This is a genomic window from Lysinibacillus sp. G01H, from assembly GCF_028872195.1.
Taxonomy (GTDB): Bacteria; Bacillota; Bacilli; order Bacillales_A; family Planococcaceae; genus Lysinibacillus; species Lysinibacillus capsici.
The window spans coordinates 2,073,949-2,087,431 of the sequence record NZ_CP118397.1 but is presented as its reverse complement, the minus strand read 5'-3'; the positions used below and the strand labels follow the sequence as shown (position 1 = coordinate 2,087,431).

Sequence of the window (13,483 nt, the reverse complement as noted above, 5' to 3'; positions counted from 1 at the left end):
TAAAAAAATACAGATAAGTAAAAGAACCATGCTATTGAATTACGTAATACTCCGATATAACTGTAAAGGAGATATGTACAATTACAGGAATTAGTCAGGCGGCATTTTATCTTAGGCTAAAGGAAATGGAAAAAGATAATGTATAACAAGTTTAATGTGTTTAATTATTTTGCAACCGATTTACCTCCTCATTCGACTTTATTGTGTAACGGAGAGGAGAAGCAAAATGGATATAGCAAAATTAGTAAAAAAAGCAAAAAAGGGTGATGATGAATCATTTGAACAACTGATAGGTTCTGTTCGACAAAAGCTGTACCGAACAGCCTATGCGTATGTTAGAAATGAACAAGATGCTCTTGATGTCTATCAAGAAACTATTTATACAGCTTATATTTCAATAAAGACATTAAAAAACCCTGAAAGTTTTTCGAGTTGGATTACAAAAATTCTAGTTTTTAAATCGATTGATTTTATTCGGAAAGAATCCCACCATTTTACTACAGATAATGAGGAAATCTTTACTGAATTAATCGATTCTGAAAATGTTGATTTTATTATGCATTCGATGGATTTATCAGAAGCCTTTAAATTCTTAAATCCAACTGTTAAGACCATTATTTTGTTGAGGTACTATCATGATCTGTCTATCAAGGAAATATCTACCATAATGAATTATCCAGAAGGAACCGTGAAATCACACTTAAATAGAGCGAAAAAAGAGCTAAGACCCATTTTAAAGGAGGGCTATCTTTATGAATAAAGGCAAATTCAATCAATCTATCAACAACATAAATGTACCTATTGAAAAGCTAATGGCAAGGGAGAAGACGGCTATCTTTCAAGGCAAGAAAAAAAGAAAAGTAAGAACCTCAAAACGGTCAATCTTGGTTGCGTGTGGGTTATGTATTACTTTGCTTGGTTCTGGATTTGTTTCAACAGGCATGGCAGAAGCATTATCAAATATCCCCCTAATTGGTCCAATTTATAAGGACTTTAGAGACATTGCCTCAGATAAAATTGAACACGATCAACTTACGACAATAATTGATAAACAAGATAGTAAAAATGGCTTAACAATGACTGTAAAAGAAGCAGCTTATGATGGTAGCCGGTTAATCGTAACATTAGTTTACACAGGAGAAAAAGAACTTTCGATGAAAGAAGAAGTTGTTGGCTTTAATTATATAACAATTAATGGACAACCAGTTAAACCAGCGATTAGTTCAACAGGGCAAGTTGACATAAACTCGAAAACAATAATAGAACATCATCAATTTACTTTTTCTAATTATAATGAATATGGAGATAAAATTGAGATTGCGGTGCATGGCGAAGATTTATTTGGCTATGAGGGCAAGTTGAGGGTGGCTTTCCCACTTGAAAAAATTAAAGGTGATGTATTTGAGTTTTATCCAGAAGTTACAACTGAAACTGTCGATGAAGTTTATACATTAACGGCCGACAAAGTAACATTTTCACCTCTATCAACAAGAATAGACCTAACAATTGATTATCCTACTGAAATGGATGAAAACGATAGTTGGCCATGGTTTGATTTCTCTGTAGTCGATGATAATGGTCATGTATATGATAAACTGAAACTACAAGCAGGTATGGCTGGGAACTATGGTCATCATATGGTACTGACTTTGCCTCCAATGGATACGATACCAAAATCATTAACACTCAAGCCCAGTCATACAAATCGAGAAGGTTTTAGCGAAGAAATAAAGGAACTAGAATTGGTCGTTCCTTTAAATAAAAGTAAATAAGGATACAAGCTGTAGCGTGTGCAAACGCTATGGCTTTTATTCACTTGAAAAATCAATTTATTAAATGATATTAGAATAAAATATTTTTTAAAAATATTTTTAAAAAATGAGTAAAATTGTTCATTCAAAACATAATCTAACGATGAATAAAGGATTATTGAAATCGAGCAATTTGTCTCATTTAATTAAATTTATGGAGGAATAAAAGTGTATGCAAAGTTAATTAATCGGATTTTCAGTAGTTAACCCGGTGTCTAAGATGCCAGAAGATAAGCCTTTTACATACAATGGAACTACTTATGTTCCTTTACGCTATATATACTCCGTAGACGCCTTATAAAGTTTATGCACATTCATTCGAAAAAGATGAGGTACACGCATCTAATCTCATGGATGAAATCATCAACTTTAGGTTCATTTGAAAAATCTAAGCAAAAAATGAAGAATTTGGGATACATTTTGAGGTACATGCTTTTCCCTACCTCCCCCTCTCTCTATTTTGTTAAAAATCAACAACTTAATGAACTACAACAAACACTTATATATCAACGTTTTACAACAAAAAAACACCCGTATTCAATACGAGTGTTTCGGGTATTCTATGACAACCACTTAGGTGGTGTGTTTTTTTCCCAATAGATATCGCCAAGGTTGTTGTGTGCCATGAAGTTGTCCTCGACACTGTGGTAATGGAAGTTGTAGTAGTAGCCTTCCTGCGGTCTTTTTTCTGTGCGCACATGGAAGCGAATTAAATCTGTGCCAGTTTCATTGTTGATGACATTGAAAATTTTCTCACCGTAATTACCGCTTGGCCTTTCAGAGATGGTTAAAGATGCAGCAGTTTGATCATCAAGATTAGCCACTGTCATTGCAATGGCTTCCTCCATTTTCGGGAAGATGATGCTGTCGAATTCATTGCTAATTTTTGGACCAATTTTTGTGCCAAATTTTATGTACGATTGTTCTCTAGCTGCATCTACGAGTAAGGCATTATAATCAATTGCTTCCTCTTGTATTTGTAGCTGCTCGTCACTGCTATCATCATGCTCAGCAGCTAAAGCAGTGCTTGTCCCTGATGAGGGGCCGATGGATGCACGGTTCGAAGGATTTTGATCAAATGCTTCCCAAATCTCATGTGTAGGCGTTATTAAACCAAATGTTAAAAACGCAACCATGATGACTATACTTTTCTTAACCCACGTTTTCATTTATTGTCACCTACTCTTTATGTACAAATTGGTAATTCTCCTATTATTATATACGTTCTCGCCATTAAAAGGTTTCATATTTCTATAATTCATTGTACAATATTTATGAATAATGTGTCGTTTTTTTAAAGGAGGTACAAAGCATGAGCATCGCAATGGGTATTGGTCTTTTATTAATGTTAGGTTACTTATCATCTTTATGTTTCACGGACTAATTTTTATATTTTGTAATATGTACCCTACAAAGCCCTAAAAGCCTGTTATATGCAGCTTTTGGGGTTTTTCATTTTTCTTTACATTGCATAGTAACGCAAAATAATGCACAGTTGTGGCTCGTTTTGGGACTATGTTGGGGCTTGTTGGGGCTAATATAATATTAATAATTCTGGGCAGCGTGTAAGCAATTTTCAATTTTGGTATTAACTCAATTTTCCGAAAAATTTGCTAATCTAAAATTTTATAATTTCGGTGAAGTTAAGCAAATAAAGTTATTTGTATTTATTAATAAATCAAATAACCCTATTGCATGGTGCTACCATTCATAAAATGTATTGAGATACGATTTTAAAAGCTAGTATATTAAACTATGATGGTGAACCAAAAATTACTTTTCATGATTTACGTCATACCCATGCAACAATTTTATTAACAGCGACCAGAACTTAAAAGCTATTGCTCAGCGCTTAGAGAATACACCAGCAATGATTTATGAAATTTACGGCCATGTAATGAAAGAATTAGAAGAACAATCAGTGGAGGTTTTCAGTAGAAGTTTGGAATGCGGAACTGGTGTTGCTTTGAAATAAAGTTTGAGCAAAAATACTCTGAAACCCCTTATTTTACGTTAAAGTAAGAAGAATCCCTTTTGAAAAAAGATTAATCAAAAGGGATTTTTCTTTAGCAGTTTTAAGTTAGGTTGTTATAAAAAAGTTTGATATTTTCTACCTGTTTTGCTCAACAATCTTGCCCGATTGGTAAATATCAAGCCTTTTACTTAGCTGATCATTAAAAACCAGCCCTCTTATGTGCCACTTTTTATATCAAAAATTATCAGTTGAATAATTAACTATTACGCTTACAGTCACATTGGTTTTCGCACCTCAGAGTGTTCAGAAAGAGCTACTTTTTTGTTAATCTTTTAACACTAATTAATAGCTACACATTTCACAAAAGCCGATGCGTGTTGGCACACTCGGCTTTATTTGTTTTCTGTATCTTATCAATCCTTCTTTTTCTAGTTCTGATAGTACTCTAAAGCTTTTACAGTTTGCTCGCGATATCCTCCACCATCATAAAAAAAGAACAATGTTCCCTCCCTGTACTCCTTTTAATACAGTATCAACAATTTTATTTACACATGGGTTTTTCCAATCTAATGTGGTGCCAAGACCACATCACTACTTTATAACCCTCTTTTACAACTGCTTTTATCATCGCATCTGTATACTGTCCCTCAACATCAGTTATATTTTAAATAAAATTACTTTCTGCCTATGCTGTTTTACAATTGGGTACTTAAATAATAACTGAGTTTCATTAATAGAAATACTCACTTATTCCATTTGTGAATATTGGAAGGGATTTAGTCACTAGCTCTTCTGCTGAAATAGGTCTTCCATTATTATTCCACGTGTATGTTGCTCCGTAGATCCCCCAACTTAGTATAGTAGATAGGGTTGCTACAAATTGTTTATCTCCAATTAAAATGGTATTTTTAGTTTCTTTTAACACAAGATCAGCTATTAGCTTCTGTAACTCTTCTTTAATTTTACTTTCTATAATTGTTCCTAAAGAATTATAACCTTTATGGCATAAGTCGCTTAACTCTTTATGGTGATCACACATAGCTAGGAAAATGTTTGCAAGGACTTCCTCATTGAATCCACTGTGATTATTAATTCTTTTTTTTAATTTGTCTGTAAAAGTATTGGTGATTGTAGAATGTAACAACTCAAATTTATCTTCAAAGTGCGCATAAAATGTAGCGCGGTTAATAGTAGCTTTTTCAGCGATATCGCGTACCGTTATTTGGTTGAAGTCTTTTTCGCTAGTTAATGAAATAAATGCGTCTACTATCAATTGTCTTGTGCGAAGTATTCTCGGATCATTTTTTTCCATATCGTTTTTCTTCTCCTTATTGGGCTACATAATGATGTTTAAAAACGACAATATTACAGAAGTGTTGTGTAAACAACTTATTAGCCATTTTGGTGGTTGTTAATACTTCTATTTCATAATATCATAACTTAAACAACCAGTGTTGCCTAAATTACAAGTGTTGTTTTTCAAACCCAAAATGGTTGTGTTTTGTTTAAATCGCAGACGGAATAAATAATACATTAATCAATTTAGGCGAGAAAACTTTAAAAATAAGGAGGTTCAAAAGATGAAAGTAGAGATTTGGTCAGATTTTGTATGCCCGTTTTGTTATATGGGCAAACATAACTTTGAAATAGGGTTAGAACAGTTTGAACATAAAGAAAAAGTAGAAGTAGTATTTCGTAGTTTTCAATTAGATCCATATGCGAAAAAAAACACAGGTATGGATATCCATCAAGTTTCATCTTCCAAGCATGGTATCCCATATGAAAAAGCAAAAGAAAGGAATAATAAGTTGAAACAGCATGCGAAAAAGGTGGGGTTAGATTATCAATTAGATACAATGATTCCTACGAATTCATATGATGCACTTCGACTTTCGTATTATGCAAAAGAGAATGGGAAGATGGAGGAATATATGGATCGAATTATGAAGGCTCACTTCACGGATTCACTAGATATCGGTGACCCATCAACACTTGCCCAACTTGCAAATGAGTTAGGTCTTAATGCCAACGAAACTTTGAATGTTTTAGCAAATGATAAATATAGCGAGAAAATTGCAGCTGATAAAGCCGAAGGAATAAAAATTGGGGTTCAAGGCGTTCCCCTTTTCGTGGTGGATAACAAATATGCCATCTCAGGTGCGCAATCTAACCAAGTATTTTTAGAAACATTACAACAGGTTTGGAAAGAAGATTACGCGAATAATAAAGCTGAAGAGCAATTAGAGCCATCACTTGATAATTATTGTTCAGATGGAACATGTTCAAAATAAAGTTAAGAATAAAATCATTTTTATTTTGCTAAAGATCAAAAGGCGATCACATAAGGTAGTATTCAATAATGATAAAAATTTTTTGAAAAATTTGGAACTATGGAGGAATAAAACTATGAAAAATATTGTAATTGTTGGTGCAGGACCTGGATTAGGAATGTCTATTGCTAAAAAATTCGGACAAAATGGATTTCGTGTGGCGCTTATTGCCCGAAATGAAGAAAAGTTAAACCAACTGGTTAATGAATTAGAAGTAATAGGAGTTGAAGCAGTAGCATATCAAGCAGATATATTAAATAAAGCAGAAATTGGTTTAGCATTTGCAAAGATCAAAGAAAATTACGGATTTATTGATGTGCTTGAATATAGCCCTACTCCGAGTATCGATACAGTAGCAAATGCTTTGGAAGTAACGGAAGAAAATGCATTTTACCAATTTCAATTCAATGTTATGGGTGCAATATCAAGTATTCGAGAAGTCCTTCCAGATATGTTGGATAAACAAGAAGGTGCTTTGTTATTTACGACGGGTGCTGCCGCAATGAATCCAGTACCAATGATGGGTAATGTCGGAATTGCTGTTTCTGGCCTTCGAAATTATATATTAAATTTGAGCAATGAATTAAGGGACAAGGGTATTTATGCTGGGCATGTTTCGATTGGTATCTGGATGCAGCCAAATTCAGGAGTACAAGACAAAATCGCTGACATTTGGTATGACATGTATACCAAAAGAGATCGAGTTGAAGAATTAGTTACTGATGATTATGTGTCATAAAAGAGCCTTTAAGAATAAATTGACACGAATTTTGGTATAGAAATTAGATGCATTTTATTTAGGAACATAATACGCTCGAGGTGGTAGGAAAGGAATGAACATAACTATTTTTGGGGCAAGTGGGGCAATCGGTCATCTCCTAATGGAAATTGCATTAGACAACGGAGATCTTGTTACTGCTTATGTTAGAAATACTAAGAAGATCAAGATAAATCATTCGAATTTACGGCTTGTAAGAGGGGAACTCTCGGACACACCAGCCATTGAAACTGCAGTTGCAGAAGCTGATGTTGTAATTAGCACAATGGGGCCCCCGAATGATATATCTCGAAAGCTTAAAGGTACGCCAATTGCCGACGGACATGACCGGATTATCATAGCAATGAAGAAGTTCAACAAAAGGAGATTTATTACTCTAGCAACACCGGCCTTACAATCGAAAGATGATAAGAAAAACTTATCGACAGTTTTGCCAAGAATATTGGCAAAACTCTTCTTACCAAACGGTTATGCTGAAATGAAGAAGATGGAAAGGATTATTAAGCAATCCAACTTAGATTGGACTGTTGTAAGAATTATTAATCCGAATATAAAACACAATGGGCAACTTTATGGTTATTCGATTGGATATCAATCGGCTAAACTGTCTGTCTCTAGAGAGAATGTAGCAAAATTTATATATTCCACTATTGGACAAGGCACGTTAATAAGAAAAATGCCCATTGTTTATAATAATTAATCTATCTTTTAACGGTAACCTCTTGCGGATATCATACCCGAAGAGGTTACTTTTTATCAAATTTTATTAATGATCCATCTTTATTTTAAATAATCGAACTTTGTTTTAAATAATCAATCTTTTTTATAACTCTACAATATGCAGCTCTTTTTTCTTTATTGAACTAACGAAGCAGTTTAATTCAAATAATCACAAATGAAACTTTAAATGGAAATTAACGACTTATTATGGAAAGAAGGATACTTATGAGGTTAAAATACTATTTCTTTTCAGTAGTAATAGTTTTTTTGTCAGGTTGCTCCAATGCTATTAACAAATCATCAGCAGATTGTTTTTTTGGATACCAATACCACATTTAGTTAACACTTCCATTTGTGAATAATTCCGTTGAATGTAGTCCTCCACAGCCGCTAACTTTAACTCTTTTGAATAGAATTTACATGAAGCCGCTTCTTGTAATCTTTCACGTCCACCTGCCTCAAATTTCATTTTCCATCTATGAAAAGTTTGATGATCTAATGAAAATCTTTCACACAATTCATTTATAGAATAGTGACCTTCTTCGAACAATTGAAGGATATGTAGTTTCAACTCGAGTGAATGTTTGCTTTGCCCCATAAAAAATACTCCCCTTAAATAAACAGATTTTATTTTTTAATCTGTCTACCTATTATATGCTATTCCGCATTTTCTTTAGACAAAGAGAAAAATGCCTAAAACTAATTTTCATAAGGTTTCAAGCACATAAGTAATGTAATAAATGGGTTGAGTGAAAATAATGGAAGAAATTCAATTTTAAATCAGATTTTAGCTATCAATATAGTTTTTTAATCCAATGAGAATTTGTATAAATAACTTGCTAAAGGGAAGACTTTTTAAAGAAAATTATGGAGGTGCGAATTACGTGTTTGAGAAAAAATTAGCACTTCATGAAACCATGGAATTTCATGAAGTCATTAACTTTATGACAACTAGTTTACTTAAATCGAAGCTGAGTCAAGGTGTGGTCTTTGATGATGATTTAAGAGCGTTATTGGACAAAAATGTAAAATTATCTACCCCGGCACTCACTGCTATGGTTAAGCTCTACTCAAAATCGGAATTGGAATATTAGGAGGACAATTGTATGCAAGACTATTTAGATCCTATAAATTCAGTTGGGATGCCTGAACTAACTGATTTGGGGCTTGCTCTTGAGTTTTTACTTACAACCAAAACGGGTATTCGGAATCTTTCAATTGCCTTAACAGAAACAGCTTCTCCTGCTCTTCAGAAAATCTTGAGAACTCAGCTGGATGTCATGGTCGATTTATATTTCGAAATTTCTGAACTGATGGTAAAAAAAGAATGGCTGAAGCCTTATGATCTTGCAGGTCAAAAAGAACTGGATATTAAATCTGCAGAAAATGCGATTAATATTGCCCAGTTGGATTTATTCCCTAAAGATATGAATCGAAAAGGAATGTTCCCTACCTCACCGAAAAAATAAACGAAAATGAGGGATTTTTTTAATGAAAGCTGTCACTTTTCAAGGTGTAAAAAATGTTGAGGTTAAAGAAGTACAAGACCCTAAAATAAAAAAAGCCGATGATATTATTGTTCGTTTAACCACAACTGCCATTTGCGGATCAGACTTGCATTTGATTCATGGTATGATTCCGAATCTTGGACAAGATTATGTCATTGGTCATGAACCAATGGGTATTGTAGAAGAAGTTGGAAAAGATGTGACGAAGGTTAAAAAGGGTGACCGGATTGTCATTCCTTTTAATATTGCATGCGGGGAATGCTGGTACTGCAATCATGATCTGGAAAGTCAATGTGATAATGCAAACGATAATGGCGAAATGGGTGCCTACTTTGGTTATTCAGACACAACAGGCGGTTTTCCAGGAGGACAGGCAGAGTTTATGCGGGTGCCCTATGCCAATTTTATCCCTTTCAAAATTCCAGAGAAATCAGAAGTACCTGATGAAAGTCTTGTTCTCCTTGCCGATGCCGCCTCTACTGCTTTTTGGAGTGTAGATAATGCTGGTGTGAAGAAAGGAGATACTGTTATTATTCTTGGCTGCGGACCTGTTGGACTGCTAGCACAAAAATTTGCTTGGTTGAAAGGAGCAGAAAGAGTAATTGCAGTTGACTACATCGGGTATCGTCTGAAACATGCAAAGAAGACAAATAACGTCGAAATCGTTAATTTTGAAGACCATGAAAATTGTGGTGAATACTTGAAAGAGATTACCAAGGGCGGTGCAGACGTTGTCATTGATTGCGTAGGGATGAGCGGAAAAATGACGCCTCTAGAATTTCTTGCAAGTGGGGTAAAACTTCAAGGTGGTGCTATGGGAGCCCTTGTCACGGCCAGTCAAGCTGTACGTAAAGGAGGAACAATCCAAATTACCGGTGTATACGGCGGTCGATACAACGCCTTCCCACTCGGAGATATATTCCAACGCAATGTAGCGATTCGTACTGGACAAGCCCCAGTTGTTCATATCATGCCTCATGTCTATAACTTAATGGCTGAAGGAAAAGTGAATGTCGGTGATATCATTACACATGTTCTCCCTCTTGAAAAAGCAAAACATGCATATGAAATATTCGATACAAAGCAAGAAGGTTGCATTAAAGTGGTTTTAAAACCCTAAATAGAAGAGTTTAGGTACTTTTGTCTCTGTATTGCAAAAGTACCTTTTTCCATTGAACTAGGGGTATATATTTATATGTATTACCTCTGAAAGTGATTCTTCAAAAAATGGCATCAATATTTGAGCACCTGCTAACATCAAATGCATAGTCCTTTATTCAAGCCTCTTCGACTGGCGAACTACATTTTGATCAACAGAACTAATCGTTGGCTAACCAAAAATCATTATGTATCGACTACTTTAATTGAACAACTTATAATGAACAATCTGATACATTGATATTACTACATTCTATTTTGTTCAGCTAGAGTCTACTTAAAATGAACATTTATTAATAGTCTTTAAGTTTAATGTCGATCAGATATTGCTTTGAAATAAAGTTTGAGCAAAAATACCTCGCAAACCCTTATTTTATTATAATAAGAAGAATCCTTTTTGAAAAAAGATTGATCAAAGGGGATTCCTCTTTAGCAGTTTTAAGTTAGGTTTTTATAAAAAAGTTTGATTGTTTTCTACCTGTGTTGCTCCACAATCGCGCCCGATTGTGGAATAACAAATGCCATCACAAGGTTATGTTCAGCTATACTCCCAAACGTCACTTTGGGGACTATACCTCCATTCATTTTGAATTGGATATTTACTATTGATGTCTATTTAACAGAAAGTGCATAATTAAATTGTCCCAATTTTAAAACGAATAGAGGTGGAAATAATAAAATTCCCCAAAATCTCTCAAATACGTTTCTCCAAATTAATATTACACGGGTTGTTATTAATGACCCTAATAATATTAATATCTATAATTACAAAAAACATAGTTGAGTTTATATTTAACGTAAATTTCCCTGAAGGAAATGGACCTGCTAGTACCTTAGTTATGATTTGGGCTTTCTTTGCTATTCAAAATAAAAAATACCAGAAAGAAACTTAGTTTAAATAGATGTAATGCTATAATTTTGCGAATAGCTTATACATCTCATAGTTAAATAACGTTCCAAACAAAAGTTTGGGGACACATTAAAAAAGCACGAACGTTGTTAAATTAGCGTTTCTTGCCTTTTTGTATGAACAATGATTATGCAGCATTTTATACAATGACGCAAACCGTTGATGGAACGGTATTTATACTTGCTGAGCTTGTTCTTTAATTTGTATAAAAACTTGTATAGCAAGTCTCTTATTGTTATTGGTAACTTTTCTTATTCAACAATATGGCCCTTTAACAGAAAAACGCGATCTTCTTATTGAAGAATCGCGCCCGATTGTTGAATAACGAATATTAAATCTTAGCACGATATAGACTCGACATTTAATTACATACAGTTCTCCATAACGAATATAAGCGCAGTTTTCATACTCAGTTTTATATTAAATTAATCTTCCCCTTTAATGAAAACAAGCGCTAATCTTAATTACAAAATATTACTAATAGGGGTAGCACCATGTGTATTTTTAGTCAATTCCAATTAAGTAATTCAACCTAAAATTCTATTCTATATTTTTTTTAGCTGCGTAATCACCATAAAAGTAAGTGTCCCAAAAATCACCATATTTAGGAGTGGCAATTATTGTATATTCCCCATTTTCGTCAACTTCAAATAAAACTACACTATTATGTTCCCATCCCACAAAATGTTTTGAGTCATCTACGAGCATATAGATGCTGTATATTCCCTTTTCTAATACTTCACTTTTTTTGAAGTCATCAATTAATTCTTTGGCGTTTGGAATAGTGTGTTTATTTTCATTTATGTCAAACTCAAATTGGAAATTTATCACACCTATTTTCGATGCATACCTTCCATACCTGTCATCACCAATATTATTTCTTGGGTCGCTAGGTACCAATGTAGGTAAAAGTTTAATAGTATCTATCTTTTGTGTCATTTTAAAATCGTCAAGTAGCTCTTGATAATTACCTACACCTATCTCAATATTGTCGTAGGGAAATATTGAAACAGGTCCATTTCTTACTGGTTCATATTCATTAGGGTATTTCACTAAACCATATTTTGTTATTAGCTGTTCAACTACTTGAACTACCTTTGGATGTTGCTCAATATATGCACCCTTGAATTGTGAAAGGTAAATATCGTCATGACTGCCCTTTCCTATAACCTTCAATGTATCTCTATCAATCATTAGGTACGGATAAGCACGATATGGCTCTTTCATTTCTATATATGTTTGATGGTCAATACTTGCAAACCAGTTATTACTTGCCTGAATAACAGAAAACTCACCTTGTATTCCATAGTTTGCTTCTAAATAATCTTGTATTGGTTGATTCAGATCATCTTTAGAGAAACATCCACTAAGAATTAGGATTGATGTACTTGCTAAGATAACTTGAATCAATCTTTTAATACTCTTCATTTCCTAAACTCCATTCCCTAAATTTTGATAATATTATAACATTTTCCGTTAAACTAAGCTGCCACGTTGGCATAAGTACATTTCTTCACAATCTTAACGAAACAATTAATAAAGTCACTCCATAATCTGGCCCTTTTCATGAAAAAGACGCGTTCTTAAATAAACGCGCCCGATTGTTGAACATCCTTTTTTAACTGCCCCTAAAGTAAAACTCAAACTTTCATTTGGTAATGAAATATTATAGCATGATTTATTCACGAATCTTACCTAATAAATAGTCTCGATGCTTCAAACTTAAATCAAAGTATTTAAAAGTACCTTCGTGTATTTGTTTCAACACTTGATTAAAAACTCGATAGGCAAAATCGTATTGTGATTTTGTAATCCAATTATTGTGTAGAGCCTCTTCTAATTCATCTTTATCTTTTTCAATGATTTCTCCAGTTGGTAATACAACAATATCTAAAAATATGTCCATCATATAGGGTTCTCCATTCTCAACGCCATTTTCATATGTGATATCTATGTACCACTGAATAATTTCTCCATTTTCATTAAACATTGATGTAATAGCGAAATTTTCATTGAGTGGAAGTTGTTGTAACCATAAGTAATTATTATCAACAATACAAAGCTTTTTAATTAAATATTCAGTTATTAATGGTTCTTTTACTTCATTCATTTTTATAAGAGCAATAAATCCATTAAAATCTTTGTCATTTATCTGCTCTATAGAATAGTCGCGTTGTATAATTCTAGTCCAATCATTTCTATGTAAAAACCGTTTTTTCAAAAGATAATCGCTCCTCAATTAATATTATTGGTAAATCATAACATATCAGTGAGTTTAAAATATATATAACAT

Annotated in this window: 14 protein-coding genes; 9 read left to right on the top strand and 5 right to left on the bottom strand. The window is 33.5% G+C overall.

Going from position 1 to position 13,483, the window contains the following annotated elements; genetic code table 11:
- The first annotated feature begins 56 nt into the window (after window positions 1-56).
- The 3 genes from PSR12_RS23835 to PSR12_RS10465 all read left to right on the top strand — a co-directional run bounded on the left by PSR12_RS23835 (window position 57) and on the right by PSR12_RS10465 (window position 1,772).
- Window positions 57-146 (top strand): hypothetical protein, encoded by a 90-nt coding sequence (locus PSR12_RS23835; protein ID WP_320939500.1) that lies wholly within the window; start codon window positions 57-59, stop codon window positions 144-146.
- 80 nt (window positions 147-226) lie between these two features.
- Complete coding sequence (locus tag PSR12_RS10470) at window positions 227-760, top strand: sigma-70 family RNA polymerase sigma factor (RefSeq protein WP_274773083.1); 534 nt, start codon at window positions 227-229, stop codon at window positions 758-760.
- On the top strand, window positions 753-1,772 hold the full coding sequence (locus PSR12_RS10465) for a DUF4179 domain-containing protein (RefSeq protein WP_221682336.1): 1,020 nt from the start codon (window positions 753-755) through the stop codon (window positions 1,770-1,772). The genes PSR12_RS10470 and PSR12_RS10465 overlap by 8 nt, the downstream gene beginning before the upstream one ends.
- 599 nt (window positions 1,773-2,371) lie before the next feature.
- Here PSR12_RS10465 and PSR12_RS10460 read toward each other — a convergent pair.
- A complete protein-coding gene (locus PSR12_RS10460; RefSeq protein WP_036080766.1) occupies window positions 2,372-2,980 on the bottom strand; it encodes a YpjP family protein in 609 nt (202 codons plus the stop codon).
- A gap of 1,536 nt (window positions 2,981-4,516) precedes the next feature.
- Window positions 4,517-5,098 carry a TetR/AcrR family transcriptional regulator gene (locus tag PSR12_RS10445; protein ID WP_221679834.1) on the bottom strand — a complete coding sequence of 194 codons (582 nt, stop codon included), beginning with the start codon at window positions 5,096-5,098 and terminating at the stop codon, window positions 4,517-4,519.
- Between the two features lie 268 nt (window positions 5,099-5,366).
- On the opposite strand from PSR12_RS10445, the gene PSR12_RS10440 reads away from it, so the two are divergent.
- The 3 genes from PSR12_RS10440 to PSR12_RS10430 all read left to right on the top strand — a co-directional run bounded on the left by PSR12_RS10440 (window position 5,367) and on the right by PSR12_RS10430 (window position 7,594).
- Window positions 5,367-6,077 (top strand): DsbA family oxidoreductase, encoded by a 711-nt coding sequence (locus PSR12_RS10440; RefSeq protein ID WP_221679836.1) that lies wholly within the window; start codon window positions 5,367-5,369, stop codon window positions 6,075-6,077.
- A gap of 115 nt (window positions 6,078-6,192) precedes the next feature.
- A complete protein-coding gene (locus PSR12_RS10435; protein ID WP_274773079.1) occupies window positions 6,193-6,855 on the top strand; it encodes an SDR family NAD(P)-dependent oxidoreductase in 663 nt (220 codons plus the stop codon).
- 94 nt (window positions 6,856-6,949) lie between these two features.
- Window positions 6,950-7,594: an NAD(P)-dependent oxidoreductase gene (locus tag PSR12_RS10430; protein ID WP_221679840.1), complete on the top strand. Its 645-nt coding sequence runs from the start codon at window positions 6,950-6,952 to the stop codon at window positions 7,592-7,594.
- Window positions 7,595-7,903: 309 nt separating this feature from the next.
- On the opposite strand, the gene PSR12_RS10425 is transcribed toward PSR12_RS10430, so the two are convergent.
- Window positions 7,904-8,212, bottom strand: coding sequence for a helix-turn-helix domain-containing protein (locus tag PSR12_RS10425; protein ID WP_274773076.1), 309 nt, complete (start codon window positions 8,210-8,212; stop codon window positions 7,904-7,906).
- 286 nt (window positions 8,213-8,498) lie between these two features.
- On the opposite strand from PSR12_RS10425, the gene PSR12_RS10420 reads away from it, so the two are divergent.
- The 3 genes from PSR12_RS10420 to PSR12_RS10410 are packed head-to-tail and all read left to right on the top strand — an operon-like array spanning window position 8,499 to window position 10,242.
- A complete protein-coding gene (locus PSR12_RS10420; protein WP_016993944.1) occupies window positions 8,499-8,708 on the top strand; it encodes a hypothetical protein in 210 nt (69 codons plus the stop codon).
- 12 nt (window positions 8,709-8,720) lie between these two features.
- The gene (locus PSR12_RS10415; RefSeq protein ID WP_274773072.1) at window positions 8,721-9,083 is read left to right on the top strand and encodes a spore coat protein; all 363 of its coding nucleotides are present in this window, start codon (window positions 8,721-8,723) and stop codon (window positions 9,081-9,083) included.
- Window positions 9,084-9,105: 22 nt separating this feature from the next.
- On the top strand, window positions 9,106-10,242 hold the full coding sequence (locus tag PSR12_RS10410) for a zinc-dependent alcohol dehydrogenase (protein ID WP_274773070.1): 1,137 nt from the start codon (window positions 9,106-9,108) through the stop codon (window positions 10,240-10,242).
- Between the two features lie 1,488 nt (window positions 10,243-11,730).
- Here PSR12_RS10410 and PSR12_RS10405 read toward each other — a convergent pair.
- Window positions 11,731-12,618, bottom strand: a complete 888-nt coding sequence (locus tag PSR12_RS10405; protein WP_274773068.1) for a hypothetical protein — start codon at window positions 12,616-12,618, stop codon at window positions 11,731-11,733.
- Between the two features lie 250 nt (window positions 12,619-12,868).
- Window positions 12,869-13,411, bottom strand: coding sequence for a ribonuclease FAU-1 family protein (locus PSR12_RS10400; protein ID WP_274773066.1), 543 nt, complete (start codon window positions 13,409-13,411; stop codon window positions 12,869-12,871).
- Window positions 13,412-13,483 lie beyond the last annotated feature (72 nt).

What these genes read in the sequence shown, in the direction of transcription:
- PSR12_RS10470 (WP_274773083.1), top strand. Translation starts at nt 227, where the DNA reads ATGGATATAGCAAAATTAGTAAAAAAAGCAAAAAAGGGTGATGATGAA.
- PSR12_RS10410 (WP_274773070.1), top strand. Translation starts at nt 9,106, where the DNA reads ATGAAAGCTGTCACTTTTCAAGGTGTAAAAAATGTTGAGGTTAAAGAA.
- PSR12_RS10425 (WP_274773076.1), bottom strand. Translation starts at nt 8,212, where the DNA reads ATGGGGCAAAGCAAACATTCACTCGAGTTGAAACTACATATCCTTCAA.
- PSR12_RS10440 (WP_221679836.1), top strand. Translation starts at nt 5,367, where the DNA reads ATGAAAGTAGAGATTTGGTCAGATTTTGTATGCCCGTTTTGTTATATG.
- PSR12_RS10405 (WP_274773068.1), bottom strand. Translation starts at nt 12,618, where the DNA reads ATGAAGAGTATTAAAAGATTGATTCAAGTTATCTTAGCAAGTACATCA.
- PSR12_RS10460 (WP_036080766.1), bottom strand. Translation starts at nt 2,980, where the DNA reads ATGAAAACGTGGGTTAAGAAAAGTATAGTCATCATGGTTGCGTTTTTA.
- PSR12_RS10415 (WP_274773072.1), top strand. Translation starts at nt 8,721, where the DNA reads ATGCAAGACTATTTAGATCCTATAAATTCAGTTGGGATGCCTGAACTA.
- PSR12_RS10435 (WP_274773079.1), top strand. Translation starts at nt 6,193, where the DNA reads ATGAAAAATATTGTAATTGTTGGTGCAGGACCTGGATTAGGAATGTCT.
- PSR12_RS10430 (WP_221679840.1), top strand. Translation starts at nt 6,950, where the DNA reads ATGAACATAACTATTTTTGGGGCAAGTGGGGCAATCGGTCATCTCCTA.
- PSR12_RS10465 (WP_221682336.1), top strand. Translation starts at nt 753, where the DNA reads ATGAATAAAGGCAAATTCAATCAATCTATCAACAACATAAATGTACCT.
- PSR12_RS10445 (WP_221679834.1), bottom strand. Translation starts at nt 5,098, where the DNA reads ATGGAAAAAAATGATCCGAGAATACTTCGCACAAGACAATTGATAGTA.